This window comes from Paraburkholderia sp. RL17-380-BIE-A (genome assembly GCF_046028085.1).
Taxonomy (GTDB): Bacteria; Pseudomonadota; Gammaproteobacteria; order Burkholderiales; family Burkholderiaceae; genus Paraburkholderia.
On sequence record NZ_JARESQ010000002.1, the window covers coordinates 386,857 to 400,097 of the forward strand.

The window sequence follows — 13,241 nt, forward strand, 5'->3', positions numbered from 1 at the left end:
GCTCGCGCTAGAATTCCCGCAGACCGCCACAACCGTTGGCTCTGCCGGAATCCGCCGATGACCACATCCGATAACGCCGTCGACACCGCGCTCATCACGCGGCGTTCCATTCGCGCCTTTCTGCCTACACCGGTGCCACGCGGCGAGATCGAAGCCATTCTCGAAGCCGCCAGCCGCGCGCCGTCGGGCACCAATACGCAACCGTGGAAAGTCTATGTGGTGACGGGCGAGTCGCTCGCGCGCCTCTCGCGGGCCTTGCTCGCCGCCCACGACGACCCGCAGCGCGACGCGCTGTACCAGGAAGAGTATCCGTACTACCCGCATCAATGGGTGTCACCGTACATCGACCGGCGCCGCAAAATCGGCTGGGATCTGTATGGCCTGCTCGGTATCGGGAAGGGCGACAAGGCGCGCATGCATGAGCAGCATGCGCAGAACTACCGCTTCTTCGGCGCACCGGTGGGCTTGTTCTTCACCATCGACCGGGTATTGGAGCGCGGCAGCTGGCTCGACTATGGCATGTTCCTGCAGGCGATCATGACGGCCGCGCGCGGACGTGGTCTCGATACCTGTCCGCAGGCTGCGTTTACGCCGTTTCATCGCGTGATTGCGGCACACCTCGGCCTGCCGCCCGAAGAACAACTGGTGTGCGGCATGTCCCTCGGTTTCGCCGACGAAAGCGCGCTGGTCAACACGTTGCGCACCGAGCGTGAACCGGTTGAGCGGTTCACGCGATTTCTCGATTGACGGCGCTTGATCCCACTTGATTGCACTTGATCGCGATCGAGGCACGCCTCCCACTTTCCATCGGACCCATATGAAAACATCGCGCCGCCATTTTCTGCTGCTGGGCGTGAGCGCGGGCTCAGCGCTCGCACTCGCCCGTACCGCTTTCGCCGAGACCGCGAATACGCTCAGCGAAGCCGATCCGAAGGCGCAAGCCGTCGGCTATAAGGAGGACGCTTCCAAGGTCGACAAGGCGAAATTCCCCGGCTACACCGCCGGACAGAATTGCGGCAACTGCTCGCTGTTCCAGGGCAAAGCCACCGATACATACGGCGGCTGCACGCTGTTCGGCGACAAACAGGTCGCCGCGCGCGGCTGGTGCAGTTCGTATTCGAATATGTGAACCGCAAGCGGCGGCGCGTCGTGCGATTCGCTGCGCGCCGCGTTCGAGGCGGTTAGCCGAGCGCGCTCAGCACCAGTTCGTGCGAATGGCCGATCCATACGGCGGCGTCGCGGTGATCGCGCAGTGCGTCGCCGGTGTTGGGGTGCAGGAAGATATCCAGCGAGCCGTGATTCAGCGTGAGCCAGCCGACCAGATCGGCGAACTGGTCCTGCGTAAATGCAAGCTGATACGACCACATGGGATGCGGTCCGACCGGGCGCTCGTGAAAGCGGCCCATTTGCAGCTTGCCGCTCCAGTGCGCTTCGATCTGCTCGCGGAAGGTCCACGCGGCGTCGCGGGTGCTCGCATCGAAATACACATGGGCGTGCCAGCTAGCGATGGCGGAAGTGTCGCGAAAGGTCATGGCAGGTCCGTTACGTATCAGTCTTTATCCGACATTCATTCTGCTTCAATTTCCGCCGACGCGCGCGGCGCGCGCCTCATGTAAAACTGTCTCCCATCTTTGCCGACGATCTCGAAGCCGAGCCGCTCGTAGAGCCGCATCGCGGGATTGCCTTTGAGCACCTTGAGGGTGACCGGCAATGCGTCGGCCTGCGCGGCGCGCAACACCCAATGCAGCGCGCGTTCGCCGATGCCGCGCCCCTGAAGTGCCGGCGTGATCTGCAATTGCACGACGACCCATTCGGCGCCGGTGCGATGCGCCTTGAGCAAACCGGCCGGTTCGCCGTCGATGCAAATGACGCGCGCCGTGTCATAACGATGCAGCAGACGCGCGCGATGCTCGGTATCGTCCGACGGTTCGCCAACGCGCGCGAGGTGCTCAGTCATGGTCGCCTTGCGCAGTTCGAACAGGAAGGGTATGTCCGAGTCCAGCGCCGGGCGCAGGGTGAAGCCGGGTTCTTGAGCGGGCATGTTGGTCACGTTGCCGGTGTGCCGGCGGCTAGTAAGAATGGTCGTGAATTGTCGCGCCAGCAGCGCTTTTTTACCACGCGGTTATGTGTGTGCCTCTCGACTTTGCCGTGCGCCAGTCGCGCCGATGCCGCCAGTTGGCGGTCCGCGCCGCCGCGCAATCGCATGCTGTCGCGTGGCGTGCCTCAGGCGCGATCGGCATTTGCGGCGCGCCAGAGGCACGCTGTCGTCAGGTCGCGTTGCAGTCGCCTCGGTTCACGCGACGCGTTGTGCCCTCATTGGCATGCGCTTTGCTTTTGCCTCATGCGCGAATTGCTGGCGCGGGCGGCCTCGAAGCCGGACCGTCAACAAAAATACGCCAACCTGGCATAACAAACGAAAATGCTGAATACGAAACCACACATGGTCACGCACGGGGTCGACGGCGACGCGATGACGCTCGTCTTTTATCCCGACACCGGTTGCCTGCGCTTTGTCGATGCGCGCGGCATTTGCCACGAGCTTCGGCCGCCGCATTCCTGGTTTGCGATTTCGTCCGCATCGCGCGGCGTGCGCAGTAGCACGCAAGCCATGACGGAAGGGTTGAATGCATTGCTGCATGAGTTCTGCGCGAAACGTCCGCGCTGGTTGATCGGTTCAGCGCGCCGACCGTCGCATATGCCGTTGACGCTGTCGACGCACGCGCCGGTTCACGCGACAATGGCTCAGCTCACAACGAGCGCGGCCGTGGCGCGATAGGGTGCATTTGATCAGCCGAAAAACTCAGCGCGTGGCTTTGCGTGTGTATTCAGTTTCTTTCGGTGTCGTTCGTTCAACTCGGCGAGCGGCTTAACGAACTTTGCGAGGTGGGCTATGGAGATTATCGAGCTTGAGCCAAGCGTCTCGGCAGACGGACGCGCGGTGATTTTCCAGCTTTCGACGCGAGGACGGGACCTTGAGTGCGCCGTCACGCGTGAGGCCTTGGAGCAGCATTTCTGGCTGCAACGCGACGCCGGCGAGGAGCGCGTATTGAAGACTTTCGCGGACGGGCGCAAACGCATCACCGCCGTGGCGGAGAGAAAGATGCTGGCGCGGCCGGGCGAAAAAGTGCTGCTGACGATCAGCGACTTCGTCGCTCGAGGTTGATGACCCGGCCCGACGGGAGCGCGAGAGTTGTCCGCGCGGTGTCGCGTCGGTTAATCGCACCCACTCAAAAATGAACTAGCGACGGCGAAGGCGCCGTCGCTCATGTCTGAGGAAATCGGCCTGTTACGCCGATTCGCCAAACTGGCCTGCCAATTCCCCTCGCTTCGCGCAATTGCATTCGCAAGTGCCGGCATACACTGTTTTCCATGGCGCGACAAATCACCGAGCCCATCGACGCGGTCTTCCCCCGCGTTGTTTTGAACCGTACCGTTGATGGCAGTTTGCCGCGGTTGTGGTACGCGGCAGGGCAGTAAAGCAGTAGGTAAGAGAAGCAATGCAAACGGCGCGCGATCCATGAAGTAGCGCGTGAATCAGCAGGGGGTTGCAGTCAGGCGATGTTGAAGGCGAAGGACCCGGCTGTGATGCAGCAGTAGTTCAAGAAACAACAGCTTTTCGCAGATGTAGTTCAAGTAGCAACTCTGTTAGTTTGTGGTGGTGAAGGTCGGCAAGCATCCACGCGCGAGTACGACTGTTCCATCCTGTCCGACCCTGTTCCTTCGCGGGAACAGGGTTTTTTTTCGTCTCGTTGCGCGGCAAGGCTTGCAATCGGCGGGTTCGAACCGATATGCCGGCGTTGCACTGCGTTTTTTGCGGCGGCACCGGACAAGCGGCCGGCTGCGCGCTGTGACGCACGCTGCATCTAAACAGGACTTGAGGTCGTTTAAGTCTGTCTTAATAGTTGCTTGCCATGATGGCCACACAGACTCGCTTCGGGCCTGTCGAGCCGCCGGCGTATCGGCGGCGATTGCCGCCGTTGAACGCAAGAATCCGGTGGCGAAGCCGAGAGTTAGAGAAGGAGGTTGAACCGATATGTCCAGTAAATCGCGAGTCCGCAAGCACAACCAGCCGGCCATGTCCCCGCTGTTGCGTGCGCTGACCTATAGCCGCACCGCTCATGAGCCGGTCACCGCGGCGATGCTTCTGCAGTGCTACACCGCCCTCGATGCATTTCGCCACGGCCACGGCTCGCGGAATCTGCACATGACCTTGAGCCGGCATTTACTGGTGTCGCAAGAGCTTGCGCGGCTCGGTCTCGGCGAGGACGCGCTTGCCGACATTGAAAGCGCACATGCCGCGATGGTTCAGCTCGACGCGCGTGACATCGGCGAAGGCGCATGGGCTTTGGAAGACGTCGAATACGCCCGCTTGTGCACGGCGCTGGAGATTCTCGACGCGCAACTGTCCGTGGCATCGTTGAGCGAGATTGCGAGCGCGGAAGCGAAAATGATTGAAGGACTGATGAGGTCCGCGCAGGTTCAGGCGATTGCAGAAGCTGCTGCCTGAGGAGCAGGGTGGCCTGGTTAGGCTCTTTCCTTTCTAGTTCGCGCAAATGAAACGCCCCCATGGGGCGTTTTTTTTCAAACCTCGCATCGACGTGCGGATATTACGAGTCTCCGTAAGGCGCCCTTTGCGCAGCCATGACAGCGCCGCATCTGGTTTGCTGGAGTCATCCGCGCTTGTTAGACTGCCTCTCGCCAACCGGCCGTGAGCGCGATTTCTCCTCTTACGCTTCCAGGGCGTTCACGTTTGCGACGCGATCAATCGGAGACGCCATGTCCTATATGCTGCTCATCGTCGAACCCCCGAATCAACGCATTGAACGCGGTGAAGCTGCGGGCCGCGAAGTCTACGACCAGATGGTCCGTTTCGCCGCCGATCTGAAAGAGCGCGGCAAACTGGTCGCGGTCGAGTCGCTCACGTCCGCAAGCGACGCGGTCCGCGTGCAGGTCCGCGACGGCCAGCCGAAACTGCTCGACGGCCCGTTCGCCGAAGCCAAAGAGATGATCGGCGGGTTCTTCCTCCTCAACTGCGATACCCGTGAAGAAGCCGTGGCTATCGCCCAAGCCTGCCCGGCGGCCACGTGGTGCACCGTCGAAGTCCGCAAGCTCGGACCTTGTTTCGCCTAGGCGATACGCGCATCGATAGCGTTGTCTCGGGGTTTTCCCTGGTGGGTCGGCAGGCGTGTCGATCCGGCCGCGCGTTGCTCGTCGTGTGAGTAAGAAGCCTCCCAGTTTGTGCGGCTTTCCCTCTTACAACGAATTGGAGTAACGGCGATGCGATTCATGATCCTCGTAAAAGCGACGGCCGCGAGCGAAGCCGGCGAGATGCCGGAAGCGTCCCTCATGGCCGCAATGGGCGCGTACCACGAAGAACTGGCGAAAGCCGGCGTGCTGCTCGACGCCACCGGTCTGCAACCGAGTTCTAAAGGCTGGCGCATACGCTACAGCGGCGGCAAGCGTTCGGTGGTCGACGGCCCGTTTGCGGAAACCAAGGAACTCGTTGCCGGCTACACGCTGATCCAGGTGCGCTCGCGTGAAGAAGCCATGGAATGGGCGCGGCGTTTTCCGGCGCCGTTCGGCGAGCAAGCCGACGGCGAAATCGAAGTGCGTCAGTTATTCGAACTCGACGACTTTGAGCCCGGCCCCGAGCTGGACCGGTTCCGCGAACTGGAAGCCGGCAAACGCTGAGGCGGGAACGGAAACGCGCTGAACGCGGCGCAGGGCTGCTGACGCGGCGCAACTGGCGCAACGGGCGCACTGAGCGTAGTGCGTGGTGAGAGCCGTGCGACCGCCACCTCATCAATGGACTCCAACATGCATAAGCAGATCTACGTCAATCTCGCGGTGAATGACCTCGAACGGTCGAAGGCCTTTTTCAGCGCGATCGGTTTGAAGTTCGAGCCGCAATTCACGAATGAGCAGGCGGCCTGTCTGATCCTCGGCGAAAACATCTACGCGATGTTGCTGGTCAAGGACCTGTTCAAGTCGTTCACGCGCAAATCGCTGTGCGACGCGAAGGAGAGCACGGAGGCGCTGGTGGGCCTGTCTTGTGAAAGCCGGGAAGAGGTGGATGCGCTGGTCGCGCGAGCGCTCGCCGCGGGCGGCGCGATACCGCGCGCGCCGCAGGATTATGGTTTCATGTATGGGCATGGCTTCGAAGATATCGACGGCCACATTTGGGAGCTCATCTACATGGACCCGAACGCCAAGGCGGCGGGCTGACGCGTGACCACGGCAGCCACTCACCGTGCCATCGAGGCAGTCTGGCGGATCGAATCCGCCAAGGTCATCGCCCACGTCGCGCGAATCGTGCGTGACGTGGGGCTCGCCGAAGAACTGGCGCAAGACGCCCTGGTGGCCGCGCTCGAACATTGGCCCGACGCGGGCGTGCCCGACAATCCTGGAGCGTGGCTGATGGCGACCGCAAAGAACCGCGCCCTCGACCGCTTGCGGCAGGAAGCGCTGCATGCCCGCAAGCATCAGGAGCTGGGTCACGATCTCGACGCGCTGGAGGCTCATCTCGTGCCCGATTTCGTCGATGCCCTCGATGCCGCTCGCGCCGACGATATTGGCGACGACCTGCTGCGGCTGGTGTTCACCGCGTGCCATCCGGTGCTGTCCACCGACGCGCGCGTCGCGCTCACCCTGCGCCTGCTCGGCGGCCTCACCACGGACGAAATCGCGCGCGCGTTTCTCGTGCCGGAGCCGACCATCGCGCAGCGTATCGTGCGGGCCAAGCGCACGCTCTCGGCCGCCAAAGTGCCGTTCGAAGTGCCCCAGGCGGACGCGCGCGCGCCGCGGCTCGCCTCGGTGCTGCAAGTCATCTATCTGATTTTCAACGAAGGCTATTCGGCCACTGCCGGCGACGACTGGATGCGTCCGGCGCTATGCGAGGAAGCGCTGCGGCTTGGCCGCGTGCTGAGCGGTCTCGTGCCGGATGAGAGCGAAGTGCATGGCCTTGTCGCGCTGATGGAAATTCAGGCGTCGCGCACGCATGCACGCACGGATGCGCGAGGCCGCCCCGTGCTGCTGCTCGATCAGGATCGCAGCCGCTGGGATCCACTGCTGATCCGTCGCGGGCTCGCCGCGCTCGACAGCGCGCATGCGTTGGGCGGCGCGAGCGGCCCCTACGCGCTGCAGGCGGCGCTTGCAGCGTGTCATGCGCGTGCGCGTCGCGCGGACGATACCGACTGGGTGCAGATCGTCTCGTTGTATGACGCGCTGTCACAGGTGGCGCCGTCGCCGGTGGTCGAGTTGAATCGCGCGGTGGCGGTCGGCATGGCGTTCGGCCCGGCTGCCGGACTGGAGATCGTCGACGTGCTGGCAACCGATGCCGCGCTCGCGAACTACCACTGGTTGCCGAGCGTGCGTGGCGATCTGCTGGCGAAACTCGGCCGCGTGGATGAGGCGCGTGCCGAATTCGAACGTGCGGCCGGTATGACGCGCAATGCGCGTGAGCGCGAATTGTTGCTCGAGCGTGCGCGCGGCATTGCACATTGAGTCTTGCCGCGTAAAGCGCCGATGCAAGCCGCCGTATCAGACGGCGCACGCCCTAAGCAGATAGAACTCCCGCGGGCCATACTGCTGCGGCGGGTCGCTGAGCGGTTCGACGAAGCGGGTGATGCCGATCCGATCGAAACCCGCGGCCACGCAGGCGGCCTCCAGCGCCGTTGCGTCATGCACCGTGAAGCCGTACTCGGCAAACGGCATCTCAATCGCGGCACCCGGCGTGATGGCCGCGATCACCAGCGTGCCGTCCACTTGCAACACGCGGCGAATCTCCGCCAGGCCGGCGGTCAGGTCGGGCCAGAAGTACGTACTGTTGATCGTAACGGCCTTGTCGAACGAAGCGGCGGCGAACGGCATGGCGGTGACGTCGGCGGTTTCGAGCCTGACCTGGCCGTCGCGCACGAAAGCCGCGTTGCGGCAACGAGCGACGGCGATCATGGTAGGCGATAGATCGATACCGGTGAAACGCAGCCTCGCGGCCTGATCGAGCACGTAGGCGATATGCCCGCCGTTGCCGAGGCCAACTTCGAGCACGCGCTCGTTTGCGTGCAGATCGAGCAGATCGAATGCCGTTTCGATAACCGCGCGATTCAAGCGTTCCAGCATGTCGCCGACCGCTATGCCGATCTTGCCTGCCGGGCAGCCGAGCTGGGGAAGGAGAATGTTTGCTTCGAGGTTGGCGGTCGTCACCTCGTCTGACGGATCAATAGTTTCTCTCACAGCGATTCCTCCATGACAGATCGTGCCGGATGTGACGTTCGCTGTAGGGGTGCGAACAGTAATACGGCATCCTTAATTTATGTCATGAAGCTGCGCCGTGCTTATCTCTTTATTGCTGGCGCTGATGGAGGCGAGACTGCGTGCAAAACAGTATTTAACACGCGTCTCGAGATTAGGGACTGCTGAAGCTATCGTATCAATTGACGCACACCCAACGCGACGATCAGCCCGCCGCAAATGCGGTCGATCCATGCCTTGCAGCGGCGATAGGCGCTGGCAATCCGCGCGTGCGACAAGGTGAGCGCAACGAACCCGTACCAGCTGCTTGCCACCACGCACACCATGCCGAGCATCGCGGCAAACGTGCCGACGCCGACGTGCGCCGGCATGGCGGAGGAGAACACCGCGGCGAAGAACGCCATCGACTTCGGATTCGCGATGTTGGTGGCAAAGCCTTGCGCGAATGCCTGACGGAAACCGCCAGTCGTCGCATGCATGCTGCCAGCCGGCTTGCCCGCCGATGCATTGACGATCAGACGTCCGCCGAACCAGATCAGGTAGCCGGCGCCGGCCACCTTGACTGCCAGCGCGAGCCACGGAAAAGCCGTGAACACGATGCCGACGCCGAGAATCGCACAGCTTGCCCAGAACAGATTGACCAGCACGATGCCGGCGACCATCGCGAGCGCTTCGACTCGCGTCGCCGATGCGGCCTTATGCGCGACCGCGACGAAGTTCGGGCCGGGGATCACCACGCCGGCCACATACACCGAAAAAACGCCTAGAACGGCGGACCCATCAATCACGCTTCACTCCCTTCATTTGCGCCGCGCAGCCAACCACGGCGGCTGTGCGGTCCTTGATCCATCAAGCCGAGAAAAACGCCAGGGCGCCGGTGATCACGCCCGCTCCCGCCACCACGAACGAGAGATTGCGCAGCCACTTCTTGCGGGTCAGCAACGTGATGGCGCACAGGGCGATCGCCACCTGGATCAGCGTGGTAGCCTGTGCCCAACGATGATGGCCGTGCAGAAGCGTTTCACTCTTCACGTCGTTATCGACGACTTCCTTTTCTATGGCTTCAGCCTTCGCGCGGATCGGCTCTTTCTGCTGCTTGTATTTATCGACGTCGGCGAGGAATTTCGCATGCGCGTCGGTATTCGCGGCGGAGAGCGCCGCGCCGAGTTCGGCGAGGTTCTGCTTCTCGCCCTTCGCCTGGTAATAGTTCCACTGGTTCGACGCTTCGGTCTTTTTGATCGCGGCTTCGTTCTTGTAGTACAGCGCGAGGTTTTCGCTGTTGCCGCTCTGATAGGCGCACAGCGCACCAATCGTTGCGAGGATGGCCGTGATCACGGCCATGCGGCTTGCGAACGGGTCCGCGTCGTGATGGCCGGCGTGTTCCACGGCATGGTCGTGCGGACCATGTACTTCGTATTCTTCAGGCATCTGATTCTCCGAGGCGAAGCTTTTCTTGTCATATCCGGGCAGCGCACCGGCCCGTTGGGCCTCAATCTTAGCGTGTGACGCACGGTGACGGAAAAGGGGATGGCCTGGCGAGCCTGAAGAAGTGTCCGGGTTGGCTTGACTCGATCGATGCGCTGACTTCAGCGCAAGCAACGCGCGGCGGCTTGAAGCAGGTCAGTGAACGCCCGCGGCCAGCCAGGTGCGGACGAACGGAATCACATGTTCGCCGCCCAGCATGCCGAGCAGTCCGACCAGCGCGACGGTCGGCGGCGCGGGCGACTTCACTTCCATTACGCTGTAGAGGAGGCCGACCACCGCTCCGGCGGCCAGCGAGATCAAATACGCTTTCATGACTGTTGTACCCAGGTGAGAAGCCGCGTGACAGACCACTCGAAAAACCACGTGAAAAGCCACGTGAAAAGCCACGTGAAAACGGGCCGCCACGCCCGCCGGCCGCGACGGCGACTACATCGTGATGACGACCCGGCCGCGCGTGCCGCTGGCGACGGCGTCGTACGCTTCGCGCGCGCGCTCGAGCGGGAAGGCCTGCGCGATCACCGGCCCGGTCAGCTTGCCGGTTTCGAAACCCTCGACCAGCGCTGTCATCAACGGCGCCGAGTCGGCGACGCCGAGCTTCGCGCTATCCACACCGAGCAACTGGGTCTCGTTGTGATAGAAGTCGATCAGATCGAACTCGACGCGGCGCTTGCCCGTCGCGCTGATTTCCAGCACGCGGCCGCGTCGCTTGACGAGGTTCAATGCGGTCTCGAAGGCCACGCCGCCGACCGTGTCGTACACCACGTCCGCGCCCGCGCCGCCGGTCAGCGCTCTCAAGCGATCGGTGACGTTTTCGTCGAGCGGCACGTAGTCGTCGATCAGGCGGCCCGCCGGCGTATCCGCGTCGAGTGGATGACGGTCCACGGCGATCACCCGCGCGCCGTGTGCTTTCGCGATCTGCACCACCGCGCCGCCCACGCCGCCACCCGCGCCGATCACCGCGATGGTTTCGCCCCCTTGCAGATGCGCGTACTCGACCGTGCCGAGCCATGCGACCACGAAGTTCACGCCGATGGCGGACGCTTCGGCGTGGCTCAGTGTTTTGGGTTTGCGCGACAGTGCCGCGAGCGGCACCTTGATGAATTCGGCATGCGTGCCGTCGCGCGTGAAGCCGATATCGCCGCCGGTGCCCCACACTTCGGCGCCGAGCCAGTTTTGCGGGCCGTCCACCACCACGCCGCTGAAGTCACGCCCTGGCGTACGGGGCAAAACCGTGTGCCCGAAATGTCCGGAGACGTTCTTAACGTCGCTCGGATTCACCGAGGCCGCCTTGACCTGCACGACGACGTTGTCCGCATCGGCTTGCGGCGTGGGCAGATCGACGTATTCGAGCACTTCGGGGCTGCCGAAGGATTTGAACTGGACGGCTTTCATCGTGTGTCGCTCCATGCAAGAGGGGGCTGCTGGATTGCGGGCTATTTCGCGCAGCAGATTGAACGTAGTCTAGGTGACCGGCACAAAGGCGTTGAGACAAAGACTTTCGAATATCGGACAAGGCGTTGGGTCTGCATGCGCACGATGCGCAGAAGATACGCGCGACGAGTAATCAGCCGGGACGTGTGTTCGCCGGTTCGGGTTGGGGTTCGGGTTTGCGTTCGGGTGAGACAACGGAAGCCGCTTCGCTCAATGTGCCGCTCGGATCGAAGCCGGTGGGCGGCGCGCCGAGTTCGCGGCGGAACATGTCGCTGAAGCTGCTCGGCTGAAAACCGAGCGAGCGCGCGACGCTGCTGACCGGCCGCCCTTCGGCGAGCCAGGAGACGGCCACCGCCAGTTGCACCTGGCGGCGCCATTCGGCAAAGCCGATACCCAGTTCCCGCGTGAAGAGCCGCGCCAGCGTCCGCACGCTCGCTCCGACCGAAGCCGCATGCTGCTCGAAACTGATGGCGATCGACGGGTTGTCGATCACCGCGCGGCATAGCGCCTCGAGCCGCCGGTCCGAAGCATCGGGCAGCGCGATGCGCAGCGACGAGCGCGGCGCGTGTCCGAGTTCCAGCATGGCGAGACGGTACGCGGCGTCGAGATAGGTTTGATCGCGTGCGCCGGTGCCCTCGTGTTCCGCGATCGAGGTGATCAGTTCGCGCAGCAGGCCGTTCACTTCGAACACGTCGCTGCGCCGGCTCAGGTGACCGACGTTGCGCTCGTGAAGGTAGAGGTTGCGCATTTCCACTTCGCTCATCATGTGGATGGAATGCAGCGTGCCGGCCGGCAGCCAGACCGCCCGTTGCGGCGGCACGACCAGTGCTTCGCGGCCGACTTCCACCCACATCACGCCCGATACCGCGTACAGCACCTGCGCCCACGTGTGCGAGTGCGGGTCGATGCGCAGCCCGCGCGGATAGTGCCGCGCGAGCGAACGGGCGTCGGCGTCGTCATGCAGTTCGGGTGGGCGGGCTTTCGGCACGGCGGGTCGGTTCGGGTCGGCTTCGCGCAAGCGGATCGCGGACCGCGGCGGTCCGTGTTCGAAGCATAACGCGAGGCGCGGGCCTACGTATGTTTGCGTGCCGGCCGGCGCGTTCAGCTGCGCTTAGGTCCGATGGCCCATCAACATCAACAGCAAGGACAGGGTCGCGACGGAGCCGACGGTGGACAGCAGGATTGTCCGTGAGGTGATGTGCGCTTCACGTTCGTAGAACTCGGCGAGCATGAACGGGCCGGTGCCGGTGGGCAGCGCGGCCAGCACGACGGCCATCTCGACCAGCGTGGGCGAGAGTCCGAACACGCGCGCCGCGAACCACCACGTCAGCGCCGGCTGCACCAGCAGCTTGACCCCGGTCAGTAACCAGGAAATGCCGCGTGTGCCGGCTTCGGATGAGCGTTTTTCCGCGAGGAACAAGCCGAGGCTCACCAGCGCGCACGGGCTCGCCGCGCCGCCCAATAGTTTCAGGAAGGTCTCGACGCTTGCCGGCAACGCGACATGCAGGCTGGCGAACAGCACGCCCACAATCGGCGACACGATCAGCGGATTGCGCGCCAGCGAGCCCAGCACTTTCAACGCCAGCTTATGCGGCGTGCGCTCGCTCTGCAGCCCCACCTCGATCAGCACGATCGCAAGTGCGAACAGCACACAGGCGACGAGGATCGTGGCGATCGTGGTCGGCGTCTGGCTGGCCGGGCCGAACGCGATCAGTCCCAGGGGGAAGCCAATGTAACCGGTGTTCGGATACGACGCCGCGATTGCATCGACGCTTGCATCGGCGAGGTGCCGGCCGCTCAGCAAGCGTATCGCGAGAATCAGCACGAACACGCTGACGCACGCAATCGAAAAAGTAGCGACGAAGGCCGGCTGATAGAGCTGCTGCCAGGTGGCGTGCGCCATGATGTCGAACAGCAACGCCGGCAGCGCCAGCCAGACCACGAAGCGGTTCAGTTCCGAGGCCGAGTTCGGCCCGAGCACGTTGCGCCGGCGACATGCAAAACCCGCGAAAATCAGTCCGAAGACAGGAAGCAGGATTTCGAGGGTGGCTAACATCGGCGAAAAAATCTCGGGA

Annotated in this window: 18 protein-coding genes; 9 read left to right on the forward strand and 9 right to left on the reverse strand. The window is 63.3% G+C overall.

Going from position 1 to position 13,241, the window contains the following annotated elements; genetic code table 11:
* Positions 1-57 precede the first annotated feature (57 nt).
* Together P0D68_RS04485 and P0D68_RS04490 are read left to right on the forward strand one after the other, a co-directional pair.
* Complete coding sequence (locus P0D68_RS04485) at positions 58-747, forward strand: nitroreductase (protein ID WP_408294876.1); 690 nt, start codon at positions 58-60, stop codon at positions 745-747.
* A 70-nt stretch (positions 748-817) separates the two neighbouring features.
* The gene (locus tag P0D68_RS04490) at positions 818-1,129 is read left to right on the forward strand and encodes a high-potential iron-sulfur protein (RefSeq protein ID WP_091805591.1); all 312 of its coding nucleotides are present in this window, start codon (positions 818-820) and stop codon (positions 1,127-1,129) included.
* A gap of 52 nt (positions 1,130-1,181) precedes the next feature.
* On the opposite strand, the gene P0D68_RS04495 is transcribed toward P0D68_RS04490, so the two are convergent.
* Together P0D68_RS04495 and P0D68_RS04500 are read right to left on the reverse strand one after the other, a co-directional pair.
* On the reverse strand, positions 1,182-1,532 hold the full coding sequence (locus P0D68_RS04495) for a DOPA 4,5-dioxygenase family protein (RefSeq protein WP_091805594.1): 351 nt from the start codon (positions 1,530-1,532) through the stop codon (positions 1,182-1,184).
* 35 nt (positions 1,533-1,567) lie between these two features.
* Entirely contained in the window at positions 1,568-2,041 is a 474-nt protein-coding gene (locus P0D68_RS04500) for a GNAT family N-acetyltransferase (protein WP_408294880.1), read from the reverse strand.
* Between the two features lie 378 nt (positions 2,042-2,419).
* Between P0D68_RS04500 and P0D68_RS04505 the strand changes: the two genes are divergently transcribed.
* From P0D68_RS04505 to P0D68_RS04535, 7 genes are all read left to right on the forward strand, one after another.
* Positions 2,420-2,776, forward strand: coding sequence for a hypothetical protein (locus P0D68_RS04505; protein WP_408468057.1), 357 nt, complete (start codon positions 2,420-2,422; stop codon positions 2,774-2,776).
* A gap of 114 nt (positions 2,777-2,890) precedes the next feature.
* Positions 2,891-3,163, forward strand: a complete 273-nt coding sequence (locus P0D68_RS04510) for a DUF1488 family protein (protein ID WP_091805600.1) — start codon at positions 2,891-2,893, stop codon at positions 3,161-3,163.
* A gap of 870 nt (positions 3,164-4,033) precedes the next feature.
* Entirely contained in the window at positions 4,034-4,507 is a 474-nt protein-coding gene (locus P0D68_RS04515; protein ID WP_408294886.1) for a hypothetical protein, read from the forward strand.
* Between the two features lie 269 nt (positions 4,508-4,776).
* A complete protein-coding gene (locus P0D68_RS04520) occupies positions 4,777-5,130 on the forward strand; it encodes a YciI family protein (RefSeq protein ID WP_408185874.1) in 354 nt (117 codons plus the stop codon).
* A gap of 147 nt (positions 5,131-5,277) precedes the next feature.
* Positions 5,278-5,691 carry a YciI family protein gene (locus P0D68_RS04525; RefSeq protein ID WP_408294890.1) on the forward strand — a complete coding sequence of 138 codons (414 nt, stop codon included), beginning with the start codon at positions 5,278-5,280 and terminating at the stop codon, positions 5,689-5,691.
* Positions 5,692-5,817: 126 nt separating this feature from the next.
* The gene (locus tag P0D68_RS04530; protein ID WP_408294893.1) at positions 5,818-6,225 is read left to right on the forward strand and encodes a VOC family protein; all 408 of its coding nucleotides are present in this window, start codon (positions 5,818-5,820) and stop codon (positions 6,223-6,225) included.
* 3 nt (positions 6,226-6,228) lie between these two features.
* On the forward strand, positions 6,229-7,503 hold the full coding sequence (locus P0D68_RS04535) for an RNA polymerase sigma factor (protein WP_408294896.1): 1,275 nt from the start codon (positions 6,229-6,231) through the stop codon (positions 7,501-7,503).
* Positions 7,504-7,539: 36 nt separating this feature from the next.
* Here P0D68_RS04535 and P0D68_RS04540 read toward each other — a convergent pair whose 3' ends face one another.
* From P0D68_RS04540 to P0D68_RS04570, 7 genes are all read right to left on the reverse strand, one after another.
* Positions 7,540-8,232 carry a class I SAM-dependent methyltransferase gene (locus tag P0D68_RS04540; RefSeq protein ID WP_408294899.1) on the reverse strand — a complete coding sequence of 231 codons (693 nt, stop codon included), beginning with the start codon at positions 8,230-8,232 and terminating at the stop codon, positions 7,540-7,542.
* Between the two features lie 188 nt (positions 8,233-8,420).
* A complete protein-coding gene (locus P0D68_RS04545) occupies positions 8,421-9,038 on the reverse strand; it encodes a LysE family translocator (RefSeq protein WP_408294900.1) in 618 nt (205 codons plus the stop codon).
* A gap of 61 nt (positions 9,039-9,099) precedes the next feature.
* Positions 9,100-9,678, reverse strand: coding sequence for a DUF4337 domain-containing protein (locus P0D68_RS04550; RefSeq protein WP_091805624.1), 579 nt, complete (start codon positions 9,676-9,678; stop codon positions 9,100-9,102).
* A gap of 192 nt (positions 9,679-9,870) precedes the next feature.
* The gene (locus tag P0D68_RS04555; protein WP_408185880.1) at positions 9,871-10,047 is read right to left on the reverse strand and encodes a DUF1427 family protein; all 177 of its coding nucleotides are present in this window, start codon (positions 10,045-10,047) and stop codon (positions 9,871-9,873) included.
* Between the two features lie 114 nt (positions 10,048-10,161).
* Positions 10,162-11,127 carry a quinone oxidoreductase family protein gene (locus tag P0D68_RS04560; protein ID WP_408294906.1) on the reverse strand — a complete coding sequence of 322 codons (966 nt, stop codon included), beginning with the start codon at positions 11,125-11,127 and terminating at the stop codon, positions 10,162-10,164.
* 172 nt (positions 11,128-11,299) lie between these two features.
* Positions 11,300-12,154 (reverse strand): AraC family transcriptional regulator, encoded by an 855-nt coding sequence (locus P0D68_RS04565; RefSeq protein ID WP_408294909.1) that lies wholly within the window; start codon positions 12,152-12,154, stop codon positions 11,300-11,302.
* A 123-nt stretch (positions 12,155-12,277) separates the two neighbouring features.
* Positions 12,278-13,222 (reverse strand): AEC family transporter, encoded by a 945-nt coding sequence (locus P0D68_RS04570; protein ID WP_408294911.1) that lies wholly within the window; start codon positions 13,220-13,222, stop codon positions 12,278-12,280.
* Positions 13,223-13,241 lie beyond the last annotated feature (19 nt).

What these genes read in the sequence shown, in the direction of transcription:
- P0D68_RS04485 (WP_408294876.1), top strand. Translation starts at nt 58, where the DNA reads ATGACCACATCCGATAACGCCGTCGACACCGCGCTCATCACGCGGCGT.
- P0D68_RS04490 (WP_091805591.1), top strand. Translation starts at nt 818, where the DNA reads ATGAAAACATCGCGCCGCCATTTTCTGCTGCTGGGCGTGAGCGCGGGC.
- P0D68_RS04495 (WP_091805594.1), bottom strand. Translation starts at nt 1,532, where the DNA reads ATGACCTTTCGCGACACTTCCGCCATCGCTAGCTGGCACGCCCATGTG.
- P0D68_RS04500 (WP_408294880.1), bottom strand. Translation starts at nt 2,041, where the DNA reads ATGCCCGCTCAAGAACCCGGCTTCACCCTGCGCCCGGCGCTGGACTCG.
- P0D68_RS04505 (WP_408468057.1), top strand. Translation starts at nt 2,420, where the DNA reads ATGCTGAATACGAAACCACACATGGTCACGCACGGGGTCGACGGCGAC.
- P0D68_RS04510 (WP_091805600.1), top strand. Translation starts at nt 2,891, where the DNA reads ATGGAGATTATCGAGCTTGAGCCAAGCGTCTCGGCAGACGGACGCGCG.
- P0D68_RS04515 (WP_408294886.1), top strand. Translation starts at nt 4,034, where the DNA reads ATGTCCAGTAAATCGCGAGTCCGCAAGCACAACCAGCCGGCCATGTCC.
- P0D68_RS04520 (WP_408185874.1), top strand. Translation starts at nt 4,777, where the DNA reads ATGTCCTATATGCTGCTCATCGTCGAACCCCCGAATCAACGCATTGAA.
- P0D68_RS04525 (WP_408294890.1), top strand. Translation starts at nt 5,278, where the DNA reads ATGCGATTCATGATCCTCGTAAAAGCGACGGCCGCGAGCGAAGCCGGC.
- P0D68_RS04530 (WP_408294893.1), top strand. Translation starts at nt 5,818, where the DNA reads ATGCATAAGCAGATCTACGTCAATCTCGCGGTGAATGACCTCGAACGG.
- P0D68_RS04550 (WP_091805624.1), bottom strand. Translation starts at nt 9,678, where the DNA reads ATGCCTGAAGAATACGAAGTACATGGTCCGCACGACCATGCCGTGGAA.
- P0D68_RS04555 (WP_408185880.1), bottom strand. Translation starts at nt 10,047, where the DNA reads ATGAAAGCGTATTTGATCTCGCTGGCCGCCGGAGCGGTGGTCGGCCTC.
- P0D68_RS04560 (WP_408294906.1), bottom strand. Translation starts at nt 11,127, where the DNA reads ATGAAAGCCGTCCAGTTCAAATCCTTCGGCAGCCCCGAAGTGCTCGAA.
- P0D68_RS04570 (WP_408294911.1), bottom strand. Translation starts at nt 13,222, where the DNA reads ATGTTAGCCACCCTCGAAATCCTGCTTCCTGTCTTCGGACTGATTTTC.